16 protein-coding genes are annotated in these 18,323 nt (G+C 74.6%); all 16 read right to left on the bottom strand.

What is annotated here, in order from left to right:
• Positions 1-68: 68 nt before the first annotated feature.
• Positions 69-605: a phage tail protein gene (locus LG634_RS27210; protein WP_226737316.1), complete on the bottom strand. Its 537-nt coding sequence runs from the start codon at positions 603-605 to the stop codon at positions 69-71.
• A complete protein-coding gene (locus tag LG634_RS27205; protein WP_226737314.1) occupies positions 602-2,584 on the bottom strand; it encodes a putative baseplate assembly protein in 1,983 nt (660 codons plus the stop codon). Before LG634_RS27205 ends, LG634_RS27210 begins: the two co-directional genes overlap by 4 nt.
• Entirely contained in the window at positions 2,584-3,006 is a 423-nt protein-coding gene (locus LG634_RS27200) for a GPW/gp25 family protein (protein WP_226737352.1), read from the bottom strand. Before LG634_RS27200 ends, LG634_RS27205 begins: the two co-directional genes overlap by 1 nt.
• 5 nt (positions 3,007-3,011) lie before the next feature.
• Positions 3,012-3,293 carry a PAAR domain-containing protein gene (locus LG634_RS27195; RefSeq protein ID WP_226737312.1) on the bottom strand — a complete coding sequence of 94 codons (282 nt, stop codon included), beginning with the start codon at positions 3,291-3,293 and terminating at the stop codon, positions 3,012-3,014.
• Positions 3,294-3,368: 75 nt separating this feature from the next.
• Positions 3,369-5,231 (bottom strand): VgrG-related protein, encoded by a 1,863-nt coding sequence (locus LG634_RS27190; RefSeq protein WP_226737310.1) that lies wholly within the window; start codon positions 5,229-5,231, stop codon positions 3,369-3,371.
• On the bottom strand, positions 5,221-6,000 hold the full coding sequence (locus LG634_RS27185; RefSeq protein ID WP_226737308.1) for a CIS tube protein: 780 nt from the start codon (positions 5,998-6,000) through the stop codon (positions 5,221-5,223). Before LG634_RS27185 ends, LG634_RS27190 begins: the two co-directional genes overlap by 11 nt.
• A gap of 3 nt (positions 6,001-6,003) precedes the next feature.
• Positions 6,004-6,447, bottom strand: a complete 444-nt coding sequence (locus LG634_RS27180) for a phage tail protein (RefSeq protein ID WP_226737350.1) — start codon at positions 6,445-6,447, stop codon at positions 6,004-6,006.
• 29 nt (positions 6,448-6,476) lie between these two features.
• On the bottom strand, positions 6,477-7,022 hold the full coding sequence (locus LG634_RS27175; RefSeq protein ID WP_226737358.1) for a hypothetical protein: 546 nt from the start codon (positions 7,020-7,022) through the stop codon (positions 6,477-6,479).
• A 3,070-nt stretch (positions 7,023-10,092) separates the two neighbouring features.
• Positions 10,093-10,260, bottom strand: coding sequence for a DUF6760 family protein (locus tag LG634_RS27165; protein ID WP_226737307.1), 168 nt, complete (start codon positions 10,258-10,260; stop codon positions 10,093-10,095).
• Positions 10,257-10,733, bottom strand: coding sequence for a hypothetical protein (locus LG634_RS27160; RefSeq protein WP_226737305.1), 477 nt, complete (start codon positions 10,731-10,733; stop codon positions 10,257-10,259). The genes LG634_RS27165 and LG634_RS27160 overlap by 4 nt, the downstream gene beginning before the upstream one ends.
• A gap of 16 nt (positions 10,734-10,749) precedes the next feature.
• On the bottom strand, positions 10,750-11,193 hold the full coding sequence (locus LG634_RS27155; protein ID WP_226737304.1) for a phage tail protein: 444 nt from the start codon (positions 11,191-11,193) through the stop codon (positions 10,750-10,752).
• Between the two features lie 48 nt (positions 11,194-11,241).
• The gene (locus tag LG634_RS27150) at positions 11,242-12,819 is read right to left on the bottom strand and encodes a phage tail sheath family protein (RefSeq protein WP_226737302.1); all 1,578 of its coding nucleotides are present in this window, start codon (positions 12,817-12,819) and stop codon (positions 11,242-11,244) included.
• A gap of 151 nt (positions 12,820-12,970) precedes the next feature.
• A complete protein-coding gene (locus LG634_RS27145) occupies positions 12,971-13,408 on the bottom strand; it encodes a type II toxin-antitoxin system VapC family toxin (RefSeq protein WP_226737300.1) in 438 nt (145 codons plus the stop codon).
• The gene (locus LG634_RS27140; RefSeq protein WP_226737299.1) at positions 13,405-13,674 is read right to left on the bottom strand and encodes a hypothetical protein; all 270 of its coding nucleotides are present in this window, start codon (positions 13,672-13,674) and stop codon (positions 13,405-13,407) included. Before LG634_RS27140 ends, LG634_RS27145 begins: the two co-directional genes overlap by 4 nt.
• Positions 13,675-13,787: 113 nt before the next feature.
• A complete protein-coding gene (locus tag LG634_RS27135) occupies positions 13,788-14,681 on the bottom strand; it encodes a squalene/phytoene synthase family protein (RefSeq protein WP_226737297.1) in 894 nt (297 codons plus the stop codon).
• Between the two features lie 200 nt (positions 14,682-14,881).
• The gene (locus LG634_RS27130) at positions 14,882-18,274 is read right to left on the bottom strand and encodes a phage tail protein (RefSeq protein WP_226737295.1); all 3,393 of its coding nucleotides are present in this window, start codon (positions 18,272-18,274) and stop codon (positions 14,882-14,884) included.
• Positions 18,275-18,323 lie beyond the last annotated feature (49 nt).

Below are 18,323 nucleotides of genomic sequence, written 5' to 3'. Positions count from 1 at the left end.
CAGGGGGCTGGGAGGTACCCCCTGGCGGGGCTGGAATTTGCCCCGCCGGGTCGGTCTGCCGAGCAGGGTCACCCCTCAGGGCTCCGCCCCGGGTCCCGGGCCAGTTCGACCGTGTACGGGAGGTGGGCCGGGCGGTGGCGGGAGATGAAGGCGTCGAGGGCCGGGAGGTCGACGGCGGCGGGGTCCGGGACGTGGAGGCGGACGGTCAGGGAGGGGTCGGGGCTGCCGGGCAGGGGAGCGCCGGCGGTCGCGGACCAGGCGCTGCCACCGCTCTCGTACACCTCCGCCAGCACCCCGAAGGCCTGCCCGACCGCCGCCGCCAGCCCGGCCGCGGTGCCGCGGGCCGCATGCCCGGCCACCGCACCCGGCACGGCCGCCGGAGACTCCGCGCCCACCCAGGCGGCGAGCAGGGCCGCGAAGTCCGCGGGCGCGAGCCGCGGATCGAAGTAGGCGGCCAGACTGTCCAGCACCCCGAGCACCGGCGCCAGCACTTCGTCCAGCCCCTCCGTGATCCGCTGGGCGTTGTCGTCCTCGGCGTACACGGCCGGCAGCTGCCCGCCCAGCGGGTACCGGCCGGCCAGCCCGGGAACCAGCCGGCGGCTCACGCGCCCGCCTCCGGGAAGCGGATCTGGTGGTCGTACGAGAAGGCCAGCGAGCCGGGGGCCAGCGGGATGCGGTCGGTCTGCTCGCTGCGGCGCCCGGAGTCCGGGTTGGCGGGGAAGAGGCGGAGGCGGAGCACCGTGTCGACCTCCGGGACGCGCTGGAGGAGGGCGAAGACCTCACCGCTGTGGACGTCGCGGCCGAACGGCCAGCCGGTGCCGTCGGCGCCGCCCGTCAGCGGGTTGAGGTAGCCGTACAGGGCGGCCAGCGCGGCGCGTTCCGCCCTGGCCCGGGCGATCCCGGCGGCGGGCCGCAGGTCGGCGACGACCGTCACGCCCTGGTAGTACGGGGGTTCCACGAGCAGCCGGACGCCCAGCATCCGGCGGGCCTCCAGGTGCGCCGTCACGCCGGCCAGCAGGTCCGCCGGGCAGGCCAGCTGCCCGAACTCCAGCCGGCCCTCGCCGTCGTCCGCGGCCGCCGGCACCAGCAGCACCCGCACCCCGCCCGCCCCGGCGTCCACGCACCGCACCCGCGCCACCTCGGGCGCCGCCTGCCGGGTCAGGTACTCGTAGTCGTCCGCGGTGACCGCCCGCTCCCGGGTGCGCAGCGCGAGGGCCCCGCGCAGCCGGGCGTTGGCCACGTCCTCGCCGTCGACGCCGCCGCCGGCCGCCCGCCGGTTCTCGACCCGGGCAACGTACGGGATGGAGCTGCGCAGGACGGCCAGCGCCCGCCGGGCCACGTTGCCGCCCCGGCCGCCGCCCGCGAGGTACGTGCGGACCCGCACCGGGACGCCCTTGCCGGGCACCGCCCCGTACTGCCGGAGACTGCCGTCGGCCTCCCGCACCGCCGGGCCGAACGCCACCTCGCCGGTGCTGCGGTCGAGGTGGACGTGCCGGTCCAGCGGGCCGGACTCGGCGAAGTGCGGGACCTCCCGCCACGGCAGCCACGTACCGTCCGGCCGGGCCGTCTCCACCGTGAAGGGGCTGCCGGCCACCACCGGCGCCCGGTCCAGCCGGAACGTCTGCGCGGGCACGCCCTCCGAGACGCCGAGCAGCTCCTCGCCGGCCCGCTCGGCGTGCACGGCGGGGGCGGTGCCGCCGACGGTGAAGGCCTCCGCGGCGAGCAGTTCGGGCGTCGCCGAGTACGGCCGCTGCCCGCGGCGCGGGGCGGTGACCGCACAGCGCAGCCAGCCGGCCCGCTGCCGGGCCTCCACCGAGGCCAGGTGCCCGGCGGGGAGCTGGACGAGGACGTCGCCGGGCCGGTTGAAGCCGCCGGTGCCGTCCCGGTCCACCTCGCACGGCGTCCAGCCCTCCGCGGTCCACGCCTCCCAGGCCAGCGGCGGGTCCTCGGGGTCGATGCCGTGCCCGGCGACGGGAAAGTCGAGGCGGAGCGCGACCACGCACCGCGGGGCGGCCCGCGAGAGGCCGAACAGCAGCGCGTCGCCGGGGCGGGGCACGGCCGCGAAGCAGGGCACGCGGCGGCCGTCGGCCAGCTCGGGGCGGCGGTCGGTACCGGCGGACGCCGGTCCCCCGGCCCGCGGGTCGCCCTCCCCGCCGCCGCCCGCGGTCTGCACCAGCACCGAAGCCAACTCGACCGGCACGACCGCGAGTTCCTCGACGGTCGAGAAGACCACCGCCTCCTCCGTGCCGGTCCGGTGGGTCGCCACCTCGGTGCCCGCGCGCACCTGCACCGTCTGCTGCTGCGGCGCCGACAGCCAGAACGTGACGTCCGTACGGGCGGCCGTCGGCGGGTTCAGGTGCAGCCCGATCAGGTCGAGGAACGCGATGTGGTTCTTCTCCGGCACCCGGTTCAGCCGGTAGATCAGCTGGTCCGTCATGTGCGCGAACGCCTCGATCAGCGTGATCCCCGGGTCGGAGACGTTGTGGTCGCTCCACTCCGGGCAGCGCTGCTGGACCATCCGCTTGGCCTCGTCGACGAGGTCCTGGAAGCGGCGGTCGTCCAGGTTCGGTTCGGGCAGGGCCACTACTCCCCGCCTCCCTGCCCGGCGCCGTCGTGCGCGGGGATCACGTAGAACGGGAAGACCAGGTTGCGCGGGTCGTTGGTGCCGCGCAGGGTGTACCGGATGTCGATGTACAGCGTGCCCTCGTCCTGCGCGTCGAAGGTGACGGCGACGTCGACCAGCTCGATCCGCGGCTCCCACCGCTCCAGCGACCACCGCACCTCGTACGCGATCTGCGCCGCCGTCGCCGCGTCCGCCGGGGCGAACACGTGGTCGTGGATGGCACAGCCGAACTGCGGGCGCATCGGCCGCTCCCCGGGCGCGGTGCCGAGGATCAGCCGCATGCTCTGCTCGATCTCCCGGTCCCCGCCGACCAGGGCCATCCCGCCGGTCGGGTCCGTCCGTACGGGGAACGCCCAGCCCGCCCCGATGAACTGCTCGGCCACCGCGCTCACCCGCCGATCAGCACGGTCGGCGCGCCGATGATGATCGGCGCCCCGCACGCGGCGAGGTCGCCCATCCGGGCGGCCGGCATCCCGCCGATCAGCACGGTCGGGCAGCCGGGCGGCGCGATCACCGACGGCGGGTGGACGGCCGGCGGCGGGAACGAGCAGATGTGCGGGGTGCCGACCACGGCCGCCGGCAGCCCGGCGATGAGCACGGTGGGCACCCCGGGCGGCCCGATCACCCCCGGGTGCCCGGTCTGGTCGGTGACCCGTGCGGCAGGCGGCATGCGGTGGTCCTCCTTTTCGGTGCGGCGATGTCCGGCTGATCGCGGCGATGACCGGCTGGTGGCGGCAGCGTCCGGCTAGTTGATGCGGACCAGCGCCGCGCTGATCGAGCAGCTGGCGCCGCCCTTGATCTCGGTGCTCGCCTGCCCGTTCACGGCGACCGTGGTGCCCTTCACGGTGACCTGGCCGTTCGTCTGGAGGCCGACCGCGCCGGCGCCGCCGTCCACCTCCACCCCCGTCTGCGCCTTGACCTGCACGGACTGCCCGGCCAGCTCCAGCTTCCCGGTGCCGGCGTCCATGCTGATCCCGCGGTCCGCCTTCACGGTCACCTTCTCCTTGGCGGTGATCTCCACCGAGCCGTCGCTGTGCACGGTGATGCTGGTGGCCTTCTGGTCCAGGTGCAGGGTGAGCTTTCCGTCGCCGGTGGCGAGCCGGACGCCCTGCGGGCCGCCGCGCGCGTCCAGCAGCTCCAGCCGGTTGCCGGTACGGGTCACCAGGGAGCGCCGGTTGGTCGCCCCGCTGGTCCCGTCGACGAGCGGGCCCTCGTGCGCGGACGGCTTGTCCTGCCCGTTGTAGAGCCCGCCGAGCACGTACGGATGGTCCACCCGGCCCTGTTCGAAGCCGACGAGCACCTCGTCGCCGACCTCCGGGCCGAAGATCCCGCCGCCGCCCTTGCCGCCCGCCTGCACGGTGCGCGCCCAGTCGCTGACGTACTCGGCGTCCAGCCACGGGAACGCCAGCTTCACCCGGCCGCGGCCCTCCGGGTCCCGGGTGTCGGTGACCGTCGCGTTGACCAGGCCGCCGATCCGGTCCGCGGCGCCCGCACCGGTGCCGGTGCCGCCGCCCGAGGCCAGCCCGTACAGCGAGCGGTCGGAGCGGCCGCCGACGGTCAGCCAGGTCTGGTACCCGGTGTCCGGGTCGAAGACGTGCCGGCTCGCGGAGATCGTGTACTTGCCCTCGAAGGGCTGCCCGACGTTCGCCAGGGTCACCGGGGTGCCGGCCCGCAGCTGCGGGATGCCCATGGCGACGGCGTCCACCTCCGCGAAGGCCGCCGCCAGGTCCGACGCCAGCGCCTTCGCCGCCTGGTCGGCCTCGGCCTGGGTGCCGTACGGGGTGTCCGTGGCCAGGAAGACGGCCCTGCCGAACGGCTGGGCCGCCTGGCCGGGGGTGAGGCCGATCCGGAGCCGGTCGCTGCGGTCGGCCGGGGCGCGTCCCACCACGGCCGCCTTCGCCTGCACGTCCCAGCCGCGGACCTCGACCTGCTGCACCTGGTCGGCGGCGGTCACGGACGCCTGGCAGCGCAGCAGGTTCCGGCCGAACTCCAGGACGTACGGGCTGGCTTGCGGGCGGGTCGCGGTGGCCGGGGCAGCGGCTGCCAGGGCCGGCTTGCGGAACACGAACTTTCCGTCGAGCACGGCGACTTCGGCACCGGCCAGGTCGGCGAGCCGGTGCAGGAACTCCCAGTCGGTGATGCCGGGCTGGGCCAGGTGCGCGTACACGGTGGTGGTGGCGTCGACCGTGCCGACCGGCAGGCCGGCCCGCTTGGCGACCTGGACGGCCACGTCGGAGGCGGTCATCTGGCGGTAGCCGGCGACGCGGCGGCCGCGGAAGAACCGGTGCGCGTGGTCGAGTCCGCGGACCACGGTGAACGTGCCGGTGCTGTCGAGGTCGATCTCTACGGCGGTGACCTCGGCGGACACCAGCAGTTCGCGCTGCGCGCTGTCGCCGGCCCGGGCGTACAGCTTGACCGGGGTGCCGATGGTCAGGCCGGCCTTCTGGAGGAGCTGGTGGTGCGGGTCCCGGAAGCGCAGGACGAACAGGTCGGGCAGCTGGGTGCTGTCGTCCACGTAGGCGGAGACGAGCAGTTCGGCGAGGGGGGCGGGCAGCGGCTGCCCGTTCACCTCGACGGTCAGGGTGTTGGCGAAGCTCTCACCGGCCACGGGTCGGTCCCCCCAGTTCCTCGGCGGCGGGCAGCAGCAGCTCCGTGCCGGGGAGCAGCCGCATCGGGTCGTCGATGCCGTTCGCGCGGGCGATCTCCCGCCAGGCGGCGGGGTCGCCGTACTCCCGCCAGGCGAGCAGGGCGAGGGTGTCGCCGGTGACCACGCGGTGCACGCGGCGGGCGGCGAGCGCGCCGGAGGTCGGGTTCTGGCCGGGCACCGGGCCGCTGATCTCCTCCAGGGTGACCTGGCAGGTGGCGCGGATCGGCAGGCCGCCGGGCGTGAACAGCGTGTACTTGGCCTGGACTTGGCTGACGTAGCCGACGAAGCCGGTGAGACCGCCCCAGTGGAAGATCACCCACGGGGGTACGCCCTGCTGGCGCTGGTGGGTCTGGTCGGTGGGGACGCAGCAGGCGAGCAGCGATTCGACGGCCTTCACGACGGCGTCGTCGTGCTTGGCACTGGCGTCGAAGAACATCTCCACGGTCAGCTTGGACGGGCCGGCGCCCTTGAACTCGGCGGGACCGGCCTTCTTCGCGCCCTTCGCCGTCTTCCGCTCCCACTTGGCGGTCTTGGCGAGGGTGAGTTCCTTCGGGTTGAACTGGAAGTCGATCTGGCCCATGCGGGGGCCGGGGGTGGTCGTACCGCCGTCGGCGGGCGGCTGGCGCAGCTCCAGGTAGGCGTGCTCCAGCTTGGGCCGGGAGCCGCCCTTGTCGCCGCCGGCGGGGGCCGGCGGGGCGGCGGCGATGAACGCGACGGGCTGGGCGGCCACGGCTCAGCTCCCGCCCTGGAGGAACCCGTGGTGGGCGATCTCCAGCGTCTCGGTGGCGACCTTGACGGTCTCGGGGTTGAGCGAGGGCCCGGTCCAGCGGACCGGCACCACGTCCATGAGGCTCCACCGGGCGACGACCGTGCCGTCCACGGTCATGGCGCTGATGTGCGCGGTCTTGCGCGGCACGCCGTTGATCATGCCGGCGAGCCAGGCGGTGACCTTCTCGGTGTCCTTGGTCACGGGCCGCGCGAGCTTGATGTTGGAGTACTTGATCCGCGACGGCAGCTGCCACACGTGCCCGTTGTTCCCCCCTTCCTCGCGCTGCTCCATCACCACCTCGCACCCCAGGCCCTCACAACTGTTGAACGCCCCGAGGCTGATGTCGTCGATCTCGACCATGAAGCAGACGCTGACGGCGGGGTCGGGGCTGGGCTGGGGCTGGGCCATGGGGGTCCTTCGGGTGGGTGGGGTGCTGGTCAGTGGCGCGGGTCGAGGCGGACGCCGGCCCGTTCGCGGTCGAGGCGGAGCTCGGCGCGGAGCAGCCGGCTGAGCGGGCCGATGAGGCGGCGGACGAGGGCGTCGGTGGACTCGGCGGGGGCCGGCGGGGCGGCGGCTTGGGCGGGGGGTGACGGCGGGTCGGGTTCCCGCTGGACCGGAGCCGTCCAGACGGCGGTGTCGGGGTCGGTCTGGCGCTGCGCGGACTCGGCGGGCGGGGCCGGCGGGAAGACGAAGGCGGCCGCCGCCGGCGGTACGAGCCCTCCGGGACGGGGGTCGGGCGGGACGTCCGCGAGGCGTACGGCCTGCACGGAGACCGGGGGCGGGTGGGCAGGGCCGGGCACCACGGGCCGCACGGGCAGCCCGGCCGCGGCCGAGGGGAAGGCGGGGGCGAACGGGGCGGGCCCGCCGAACGCGGGGGCGGGGCCGGAGCCGGCGCCCGCAGCGCCGGCGCCCCAGGCCGCGGACGGCGCGCGCTGCACGGACGCCGACAGCGGGTGGGCGGCCGTGGACGATCCCGGCTGCACGGCCGCTGCCTGCGGGACGGCGGGACCCGACGCGGCGAACGGGGCCGAGCCGGAACCGACCGCGTGACCGAGGCCGGAGGCCCCGGACGCTTCCCGCTGCACGGCCGCCGACAGCGGAACGGCAAGACCTGACGCCGTGAACGGGGCCGAGCCGGAACCGGGGCCGGAGGGCGGGGACTCTTCCCACGGGTGGGCGGGGCCGACGGCCGTGGACGAACCCGGCTGCACGGCCGCCACTTGCGGGGAGGCGAGACCTGACGCGGCGAACGGGGCGTGGCCGGGACCGGACGCTGTCGACGGCTGCCGCTGGACGGAAGCCGGCAGCGGGACCGCCGGGCCGGGCGCCGCGAAGAGGGCGGGCCCGGCGGTCTCGGCGCCGGAGCCCCGGGCCGACGGCGGGGAGGGGAGGTCGGGTGAGCCCGCGAGCCGGGAGGCGACCGGGGTTCCGGACGGGAAGTCGGATGGCCCGGACTGGACGGCGGGGCCGGGTGCCGTGGGGGGTCCGGGCGGGGAGCCCGGGCCGGTGGGCAGGGGCCGTGACGGCGAGTCCGGTGGTGCTGCGGACCGCTGCACGACGGGCGCGGGTCCGCCGTGAGCGGCTGTGGTGGACAGGGCGGCCGCTGTCGCCGCGGGGTCTGCCTGCCCGGCCGCTCGCCGCTGCACGGCGCGAACGCCTGCGGTGGGCGGGCCGGCCGCTGCCGGGCCGGAACCGCTGCCCCGGCGGGCGGCTCCCGCAGGGCCGGTCGCATCCCACTGCACGGAGGGGGCGGGCTCGACCGGTCCCCATGTGATCGGGACGGCGGCGAGGCCCGGCGCCGATCCGGCCACCTGCCCGAACGCGGGCCCCAGCGCCCGCTCCCCCACCAGCCCGACCGCCCGCCCCACCACGTCCCGCTGCACGGGAGCAACGACCGGCACCACGGGCAGTTCCCCACGCCCCGACCCGGCATCGGCTCCGGGCCCGGCGAGCGCGGCCCCGGTCCCGGTCCCGAGCCCGTCGCCGGAGTCGGATCCCGGGCCGGGGTCGAGGTCGAGCCCGGCCCCGAGGCCAATCCCCTCACCGGCGCCCTGGCCGGAGCCAGCCCCTTGGCCGTCGCCGATGTCGGCCCCGACACCCCGGCCGGGGTCGGAGCCGGGCCCGATCCCGTCGCCGGAGTCGCCGTCGGCCCCCGGGCCGAAGCCGGCCTCAAGGCCGAGACCGGGCCAGTGCCCGGCGCCCGAACCGGAGCTGCCGTCGGAGTCGGAACCCGGGTCGGATCCCGGGCCGGAGTCGACTTCGCGGCTGAGGCCGAGACCGAGCCCGGCACCCGAGCCGGCGTCGGACCCCAGGCCCGAACCGGACCCCGGGCCGAAGCCGGGACCGGACACGGGTAGCGAGCCGACGTCGGAGACGGAACCGGGGCCGGCCCCCGGGCCGAAGCCGGATTGCCTGCCGAGGCCGAGGCCGAGGCCGAGACCGGAACCAGAGCCCGAGCCCGAGCCGGGGCCGGGGCCGGGCACGGGCCACGGGGCGGGTTCGGGGCTCGGGCCCGGTTCGGGCGCCCGGCCGGAAGCGGGGGCGGGGGCGGGGACGGGGCCGGAGTTGTGGCCCGGGGTCGGCTGGGGGGCCGGTACCGACGGGAGGGGGGCGCCCAGGCCGAGTCGGCGGGGGCCGGTCCGGCGCTGGGTTACGACGGGCAGTGGCGCGCCCGTGTCTCCGGCGGAACGCTGCACGGGGGGCGGATCGTCGCCGCTTCCCGCGGCCGGACCACCCGGCTCCGCCGAGCCCGCGACCACGGACCGGTCGCCCGTCAACGGCCGCTGTCCGGGACTCCGTCGTGCGGATCCGTCCTTCCGGGCCCCCGTCGTCGCGCCATCCGGAAGCGACCGCTGCAGCGACCCGCCGTCCGGCGACCCCGCAGAGCCGGCCCCGCTGCCGGCGGGCGCACGCTCCGGCAGGCCGGGCAAGGGCGCCCCCAGCCCCGGGCGCCGCACGGCGGGCGGAAGCCCGGGTCCGGACCCCGGCAACGGCTGCCGGTCGACGACCTGTCGGACGGGATCGTCCCCGCGTCCGTCCGCCCGCTGGACGGGTACGCCCGTACCGGGCAGGCCGCCGGGGTCGGGCCCGCGCACCGCGGCACCAGGGACTCGGCCCGGGACGGCCGGTCGTCGTACGGGCGTCCCGGCGGCCGGGCCGGACGGATCGGGCGTCGCCGGGAGGGCGCGCAGGAGCGGGAGTTCCACGGCCGGGGCCACCGTCAGGGCCCGTTCCGGTGCGAGCGGGACCACGGGGCCGGTCGTCGACCGCTGTACGGGTAGCGGTCCGCCGTCCGGGGCGCCGGTCGGTGCCCGGCGGGCGGCCGCCGTCGGCGTGCCATCCGCCGCCGGAGACCCGCCGGGCGACTCATCCGGCGGCCCCGCAGCCGGCTCCCGCGCCGCAACCGCGTCCAGCGGCGGCGCGCCCGCCCACTGGAGCCCGACCACCGGCAGCGGCGCCGGCCCGGGCCGCAACTCCGACAGCCGGGGCAGCGAGGGGCCCGCCCCTCCGTCCGACTCCCGCTGCACGGACGCCCCGGCCCCACCGGACGCCGACCCATCCGCCACGGACCCGGCCCGGTCCACCCCGGCCCGGTCCACCCCGGCCCCATCCGTCCCGGACCCGGGCCCGTCCGTCCCGGCCCTTTCCGCCCCGGACCACGACCCGTCCACTCCGGCCCCGGCCCCGGCCCCGCCCGAAACCGCCCCCGCAGCCACCCCCGCAGCCGCCGGTGCCGCCGCCCCCGGCTCCCCCGGGCCCACCGGAACCGCCTCCAGCACCCCGTGCAGCACCCCCGCGGGCGCCTCGTCGCCCACCTCGTGTGCCAGCGGGCGCGTCAGCAGGGGGCTCTGCCAGGACGTCAGGGACGCCGCGAACGTCCTTGAATCCGTCAGGAGTTCCGGCACCGACGACACCGTGAGCCGTTGCACCGGCAGGTGCCGCCACTCGCCCGCCCCGGGCCGCGGCACAGCCGCCGCAGGATCCGGCGGACCGGGCGCGCGCACCGGCTCGCGTGCCGCCCCCCGCAGCCACCCCCGCACCCCCTCGAACACGTCACCGCCCCCCGGCTCCGGTCGCGGCCGCCCGGTTGAGGCGGGCGATCTGGTCGACGTACCGGCGGCGTTCCAGGTGTTCCAGGTCGAGGATGGCGTCCATCGGCCAGTGGAAGTGGTAGGCGATGTACGCGACTTCGCCGTACAGGTCGTCCGTCGCGTACGTCACGATTCCCCCAGGCGCCCACCGCCCGCCAGGTCCACCGCGAACGGCGTGGCGCACGCCGGGCACGTCACCTGGGCGCGGGTGTGGCCCTCGGCGTTGATGCGCCGGTAGAAGTCCTGCAGGAACGCCAGGTCCGACGCGAACAGGTCCTCGATCACGCCCGCGTGGACGTCGGTCACCGAGCCGATCCGCTCGACCACCCGCCCCAGCAGCACCACCGACAGGTACGCCGGGTTCTCCCGCACCCGGTCGTCCCGCAGCGGGACGAGTTCGTCGCGGGCCGTGGCCAGCCGCATCACCCCGGTCCGGTGGACCTGCCCGGCCCCGTCGACGTACCCGCGCGGCAGCTCGAACGCGAACTCGGTCCGCATCGACCCGCCGTCCCGCCCTTCCGCAGCGGCCGTCCCCACACCCGCTTCCGGGGCCGGAGCCGGGCTCTCCCCCACGGCCTCCCGGGCCGCATGCGTCCGACGCATCACGCCACCGCCACGCTCACTCGACGTCCATCTGCTCGTACGTGATGACGAGCTTCTCGGTCAGGACGCTCGTGTCGCCCGCCTTCAGCGAGCTGATCTCCAGGCTCTTGGGCCACGCGTTCACCAGCGTGTACCGCTTGATCGCGACGCCCTCGTAGTCGAAGACGATGATCGCGCCGCCCTTGCGCGCGGCGCCCATCTTCCCGAACCGGGCGTCCTTGATCCATTTCTCGAAGCTCTGGTCGGCGGTGAGGCCGCGGGTCAGCGTGACCTCGCCCGCCTTCTGCCGGCCCGGCAGCTTCTTGATGACGTACTTGCCGTCGGCCGTGTTCTGCTTCAGCTCGATGACGTCCTGCTCCATCTTCAGGCCCGTCACCTCGTTGATCTGTTTGATCACGACGCCGTCGATCTCCAGGCCGAAGGAATGGCCGACCGAGGTGTCCATGTCGGGAAGTGCCACCGCGGAATCTCCTCACGCTCGCTCAGTACGCTGGCTCGGTAAGCCGGTTCACTCGTTGACGAGGCTGGTGCCGCCCGAGAACTGGGCCAGCCGGAAGATCACGAACTCGGCCGGCTTCACGGGCGCGATGCCGATCTCGCAGACCACCTGCCCGGCGTCGATGCCCTCGGCCGGGTTGGTCTCGCGGTCGCACTTCACGTAGAACGCCTCGTCGGGCGTCAGGCCGAACAGGGCGCCCTTGCGCCACTCGTTGACGAGGAACGCCGAGATGGTGCGCCGGATCCGGGCCCACAGCGCGTCGTCGTTCGGCTCGAAGACCACCCACTGGGTGCCGAGCAGGATGGAGTCCTCGATGTAGTTGAAGAGCCGGCGTACGTTCAGGTAGCGCCAGGCCGGGTCGGAGGACAGGGTGCGGGCGCCCCAGACGCGGATGCCGCGGCCGGGGAAGGTGCGGATGCAGTTGACGCCGACCGGGTTGAGGAGCGTCTGCTCGGCCTTGGTGAGGTGCACTGCCAGGTCGACGGCGCCGCGGACCACCTCGTTGGCGGGCGCCTTGTGGACGCCGCGGGTCTCGTCGTTGCGGGCCCAGACGCCGGCCATCGCGCCGCTCGGGGGGACGAACCGGGTCTGGTTCGGGGCCGCCGGGTCGGCCACCTTGATCCAGGGGTAGTACAGGGCCGCGTACTTGGAGTCGTACCCGGCGCCGGTCATCCGCCAGGCGCGGACCTTCTGCGCCGACAGGCCGGGCAGCGGGTCGATGATCGCGACCCGGTTCCCCATCAGCTCGCAGTGGGCGATCATCGCGAGCTGCACGGCCTTGACGCCCTCCTCGTCCAGGGCGCCCTGCTCGTACGCGCCCATCAGGTCGGGCACGGCCAGCATGGTGACCTCGTCCACGGTCTCCAGCCCGGCGAAACCGGTCCGGTCGTCCGGGCTGCCGACGTAGTCCTGCGCGCCGATCCGCACCGCGGGGAGCGCGGCCGGGGCGGGGGCGGGGGCGAGGGCGACGGTCTGGTTCTCGGGGCGGGCGAGGGCCTGCGCGGGGCCGGCGTCCTCCAGGGTGATCAGGCGGGACTTGTCGCGGACCACGGTGACGGCGTACGTGCGCTGGCTGCGCTTGGCGGAGACCTCCCAGGTCTCCTCGGTGCGGTCGCCGCGCTTGACGGTCAGCGTGAAGGCGTCCTCGGCGGGCGACTCGCCGGCCGCGTCGGAGACCTCGACGCTCAGGCCCTCGCCGGTGCCCTCCAGGGCAGCGACCTGGAACCCGCCGAGTGCACCGCGGGGCCCGGCCGGGAGGACCGCCCGGCCCGCACGCTTGCCGCCGGCGGCGGGGCGCGCCTCCTCCCCGGCGGGTGCTTCCGGGTCGCCGCCGACGCGGACCACGTAGCAGGTGCCGCCGCCGTTGAGGAAGTACGCGTAGACGGCGTGGGCGAGGTAGGAGCCCGTCAGGAAGCCGCCGAAGGTGGACGTGAACTGGCTCCAGTTCGTCACCAGCGTCGGGGTGTCGCAGGGCCCGTCCGCCGCGATCCCCACGAAGGCGGCCACGGCCGTCCCGACCCCCTCGATGGGTCGCGACCCGGCCTCCACCTCTTCGACGTAGACGCCTGGCGACAGGTACTGAGGCATCCTGGCCCTCCCCTGGGACGTGACGGACGCCCCCACCCTCACCCCCGCCCCACCCAAAGGTCATGACCTCCCGCACGCCCCGGAGGGAACCCCGGTCTGCCCCTTGGGGCAGGTACCGCGGCCGGGAGGTACGGGGCCACGGGCGGCGGTCTCAGGCGTCTTCGGGCAGGATCCGGAAGTGGGTGTACACCCCGCCGAGCGGCCGGAGCACCCGGAAGTCGCGCAGGTCCCGCGTCAGCACCGCGTCCGTGCCGTACTCGGCGGCCACCGCGACGTTCACGGCGTCGACCAGGTCGAGGTCCAGCTCCGCATAGCGGGCCCGGACCGCGAGGGCGGCGTCGAGGACCTCGGGCGACAGCGGGGCGAGCACCAGGCGGGACTCCCGCACCCGGGCACTGAGCGACGCGAGCACGGCGTCCGCGGCGGCTCGCCCCGCCCGGCTGGTGGCGACCTGGTGCGCCTCGGTCAGTGCCAGGGGAGTGCTGACCAGCAGGCCGCAGGCATCGGCCACCTTGCGGGCAGCCTCGTGCGCGGGATCGGAACGGTTGTAGAGGGTGAGCAGTCCGGACGTGTCGGCGACGACGATCACGCGGCCGGGCTCTCGTCCCGGCGTGCCGACCTGCCGCTCCGGTCCGCCCGCACCGCACGGATGTCGTCGGCGGTGACCGGGCCGCCGAGGTCGAACGTCTCCGCGTCGGTCACGAACGGCTCATCCCACACGCGGTGCGCGAGCGCGATGCGGTGGATTCCCTCGCGGATTATCTCCGCCTCGGCCACGCCCAGGCGGGCAGCCGCAGCCTTGATGAGGGCGAGGTCGCCGTCATCCGCGTACACGTTGGTTCGCTTCAGGGCCATGCAGCGATGGTACAGGTCCTGTACCAGACCTGCGGCCGTGCGGAACCGCAGCCGCCGGGCCCGGACCGCCCACCCTCTCCCCGAGCGGTCCGGCGGGCGGAAGCGGAGGAACGTTACGCCGGCTTTCGGCGGGCCTGGTTCAGGATGCGGAGGGGGGCCAGGAGGCCGTAGCCGATGTCCTTGCGGAGGGCGGTGGGGCCGGCCTGTTCGACCTGGGTGAGCTGGTGGTTCATGAGGTCGATCATGGTGCGGCCGACCGGGCGGAGGCCGGGGTCGGCCAGGTCGACGATGTCGTCGGCCGCGGCGAGGGCGGTACGGGCGCGGGTGCACTCGTCGGCGATGAGGGCGCGTACGGGCTCGGTGTCGCGACCCTGTTCGAGGTCCTCGAGGGTCACGCCGAGGGCGTCGAGGCGCTCCCGGGGCAGGCAGAGCCGGCCGGCCGCGAGGTCGCCGGCCAGGTCGGCGAGGAAGTCCACCCGCTGGGCGGCGTCCACGAACCGCCGCCATCCGGCCGCCTGCTCCTCGTCCGGCCCGCCGCGGTACTGGAGGCCGGTGAAGACGACGATGCCGGGCCAGGCGTACGCGTCGAGGTAGTCCTGGAAGTCGGCCTCCGTGCCGAAGCCCGCGAACTCGGCCTCGGCGCTCGCCGCGCCCGCCAGGAAGTCGTACACCCAGTGCTCGGGCAGCCCGCGGGCGGCGACGGCGTGCGCGTAGGCCCGCAGCACCGGGTCGCCGCTGTCGCCCGACTCCAGGGCGTCGCCGACCCGTTCGGTGAGCAGCTTGAGCGCGGTCAGCGGCTCCTCGCCCTCGGCGGTGTCGTCGACGAGGTTCATGAACGCCAGCCCGGCCGTCAGGTACGGCACCAACGGCGGGGCCGCCAGCAGCCGCAGGGCCAGGTACGGGGCCTGTTCGCGGCGAAGTACCCGCCGGGCGGCAGCCGTGTAGTCCTCCCGTACGTCGGATTCGGTGATCTCGGCGGCGGTGAGGGTGGCGCGCCAGCTGGGCACTGTCGGCTCTCCTAGGGCGTTGGGCATGTCCCTGTCGGGTGACGGGTCGTGCCCACCGTACCCACCGTTTGCCGCAAGAACGCCCTTTGTCCACCGGTTTCCCTGCCGCGGGCCGACTCCGCCCCCTAACCTGAAAGGTTGCCCGACGCTCCGGGCTCCACCGGTGACGCTCCGTACCGGAAATCAGGCACGGGTGGGGCTCAGTTGGTGAAGCGGATGCTGACCGGGGTGCTGTCCTTCATGCCCGCGGGGGCGGCCGTGATGACCTCGTCCCACTCGCCGTGCGCCGCGGCCCGGTCCGTGTGCCCCTGGTGGCCGTCCTTCCAGCCGAGGATGTGCCCGACCTCCTCCTCCCGGTAGAGGCGCCGGACCTCGCTGAAGTCGAGGACGGCGCGGACCGTGCGGCCGTTGTCGCGGGCGGCCATCAGCATTCCCTTCATGGAGCCGGAACAGCCCTTGCACGGCTCGAAGGTGCCGGTGACCTTCAGGTGGATCTCCTTCATCACCGCGCCGTTGCGGCCCTCGGTGACCGCCGCCAGCCAGTCCGTGAGCTGCCGTTCGGCGTGCGTGGCGTGGTCGTTGGCGTTGCTGCCCTTGCCGATGTTCCAGGAGCGCAGCATGACCTCGTTCTTCTGGAACCCGCCGGCACCCAGGCCGACTTCGCCGCGGGCCACGTGCCCGCCCTGGGTGTCGCCGCGCCCGACGCGGAACGACTCGCCCTGGTGCTGGGGCGCGTCGATGCCGACGGTCGCGTTCTGGTGCGAGCCGGGCGTGTGCACGAACGGCTGGTCGAAGGTGATCTTCGCGCGGGCATTGACCACGGCCTTCTTGTCGCCGGGGTCCGTGGTCCGCTTCAGCCCGGGCGCATCGGCGGCGGCCTTGCCGGGCCCGGCGGTGCTGACGATGCACCGGAAGTCGAGGTTCTTCACGCTGGTGCCGAGCCGCAGCTCGACCCAGCGTTTCTCGCCCTCGCGCTGCACCACGACCGCCTCCAGGCCGTGCGTCTGCTTCACCGCCGGCATCCGGGCCTTCAGGTCCCCGACGGAGGTCGCCGTGCCGCCCTGGGCGCGTACGTCCTTGGCGGCCGCCTCGACCGTGGCCGCGTTGCTCTTCGTGCCCTTGCTGCTCTTCCGCCGGACGCCCGGGTTGACCTGGCCGTCGATGGCCCAGACCCCGCCGTCCGGCACGGCCTCCAGCTTCGTCATCCCGTACCGGACCCGGATGCCCGCCAGCACCGGCGTCATGGCGGCCTTGGCGATCCCGCGGCCGGGCATCGCGTTCACCGCGCGCAGGGCGGCCGCCATGCCCTTGTCGAGGCGGGCCTGTTTGCCCTCCGGGGAGTCGTCGCCGCCGCGGACCTTCGCCTTCAGCTTGGACAGGACGTTCTTCCCGGCGGCCACGATCTTGCCGATGACCCAGTCCACGACCTTCAGCACCGGGGCCTGGACCTTCTCCAGGATCGACTTGATCTTCGCGGAGATGCCACCGAGGCCCAGCAGACTGGCCAGGAAGTCGAGGACGACCGGGACGGCCTTCGCCAGACTCTGCTCGATCAGCCCGGTGACCGCGCCGCCCCCGCCGCCCGCGATCGACTCGACCGAGTCGAGTACGGAGTCCACGAAGCTCTTGATCTGGGCCGCGCGGTTCACGAAGAACATGACCAGGTCGTAGATCGCCTTGCAGGCCCGTACGAACGCGGAGGCCGGGTTGAGCAGCGAGACGATCCACGTGATGCCGGCCGTGACGATCTTCTCGATCACGAAGTCCTTGATCGCGCCGATCACCGTGTCCTTGAGGTCGGACAGCTTCTCGACGACCCACTTCCACAGCCCGCCGATGCCCTCGCTGACCAGGACCTGCACCATCTCGAAGCCGGTCTCCAGCGCGCCCATCGCCCGCTCGCCGATCCGGGCCACCACACGGGCGCGGATGTTCGCCCAGGTCAGGCCGAGGATGGAGAGGATCAGCTTGACGATGCCCCTCGCGTCGAAGGTCTCCGGGATCTCGATGCCGCCGGCCGACAGCTGGCCGAACAGCCACTGCTTGAGGCCGTTCTTGAGGTGTTCGCCGATGCGCGCGGCGAAGCCCATGACGCCGCCCTTGACTGCGTTCACGAGGTTGCCGAGGAAGCCGATCGGGTCCGCGATGATCTTGTCGATCGCGCCGGCCGCGCGGGCCAGTACGCCGAGCAGCATGTCCTTGAGCTTGAGGACGGTCTCGATCGTGCCGGCGACGGCGTCCTTGGCCTTGCCGAGCAGGCCCTTGTTCTCCTCCTGGAGCTTCTTGATCTCCTCGTCGAGTTCGCCGCGGGCCGCCACGTACTTCTCGGCGAGGCCGTCCACCAGGCCCTGGGACTTCTCCGACACCGCGGACTCCAGCGCCTGGAACTCGCCGCCGATGCCGTCGGCCGCCTGCTGGGCGGACTTCCGCAGGGACGCGGGCTGTTCGGCGACCTTCGCGGCGATCTTCGCCTTGCCGTCGGCGATCCGGGCGGTGGCCTCGCCGAGGCGTTTGCCGATGAGGTCGGCGATGTTCGAGATGCAGACCTGCATCTCGCGCTCGTAGACGACGCGGGCCTCGGCGAAGATCTGGCCGGCGCGGGGCGGCGGGTCGAGCAGGGCGTCGGCGACCCAGCGGGCGGCGCCCGTGACACCCGCGTACCGCTCGTCCTTCCAGGCCTTCATCTTGGTCTGGTGGTCGTGCTCGAACGCGGCCTTGGCCGCCTTCTGACCGTCGTCGAACGCCTTGTCCACCTCGGTGTCGAGACCGCCGAGGATGGCTTCGACGTCCTTCTTCGTGGTGTCGAAGAGCCCCTTGATCTCGGCGGCGATCCTGGCCCGCTCCTGCTCCTCCTTGGTCTTGGCCGCGCCCTGGCCGGCGGCGACCTGCCCGTTGGCACCGGTCCTGGCGGCGGTCATGGCCTGCAGGGCGGCCGGGCCGGCGGCCGCGGCGCCGCCCTGCTCGGCGGCGACCCGGGCGTCCTCCGCGGCCCGGTACTGCGCGGGGGCGGTCGCCGCGTGCGTGTCGGACTCCTGCTTGGCCTTCAGAGTCTCGTCGAACTGCTCCTCGTTGGACCGTGCCAGCTGCTGCGGGGTGACCTTCGCCTCCGCGAGCATGGCGTCGGTCTCCTTGGGGCCCGTACTGAGGTCGGTCTGCTCCGGGGGTGCCTTGGCGACCGACGCGGCCTTGGGGTCGGGCGGGGCGAGCGCGGGTACGGGCGGCCGGCCGGGCAGCGGAGTGACCGGCTTCGCGACGGCCTTCGACTCGTCCGGGGCCTGCGCGGTCTTCTCGGCGACGTCCTTGGCCGAGCCGTCCTTGCCGGCCTTGACCTGGCCGGAGACCGCGTCCTTGACCTCGTCGGCCTTGCCGGACTGAGCGAACTTGTCGGCCTCGTCGAGGGTCTTGGGCGCCTTGGCGGCGATGGCCGCCGACACCGCGGCGATGAACCCCGCCTTGTCGAACCCGCCCGGCCTGGCGCCGCCCATCTCCTGCACCTGCGCCGCCTTGGCCTGGGCCTCCTTGTCATCCCCCGGCCCCACCGCCGCGCCCTGCGCCGCCCTGACCTCGGCCCCCGCCGACGCGTGCTTCCCCAACACCCCCTTCTTCTGCCGCACGTCCAGGACGACCTTCCTGAACCGCGGA

Origin of the sequence: Streptomyces bambusae (assembly GCF_020532645.1) — a bacterium.
Taxonomy (GTDB): Bacteria; Actinomycetota; Actinomycetes; order Streptomycetales; family Streptomycetaceae; genus Streptomyces; species Streptomyces bambusae.
Note: the sequence above shows the minus strand (reverse complement) of the source record. Positions and strands in the feature narration are given on the sequence as shown.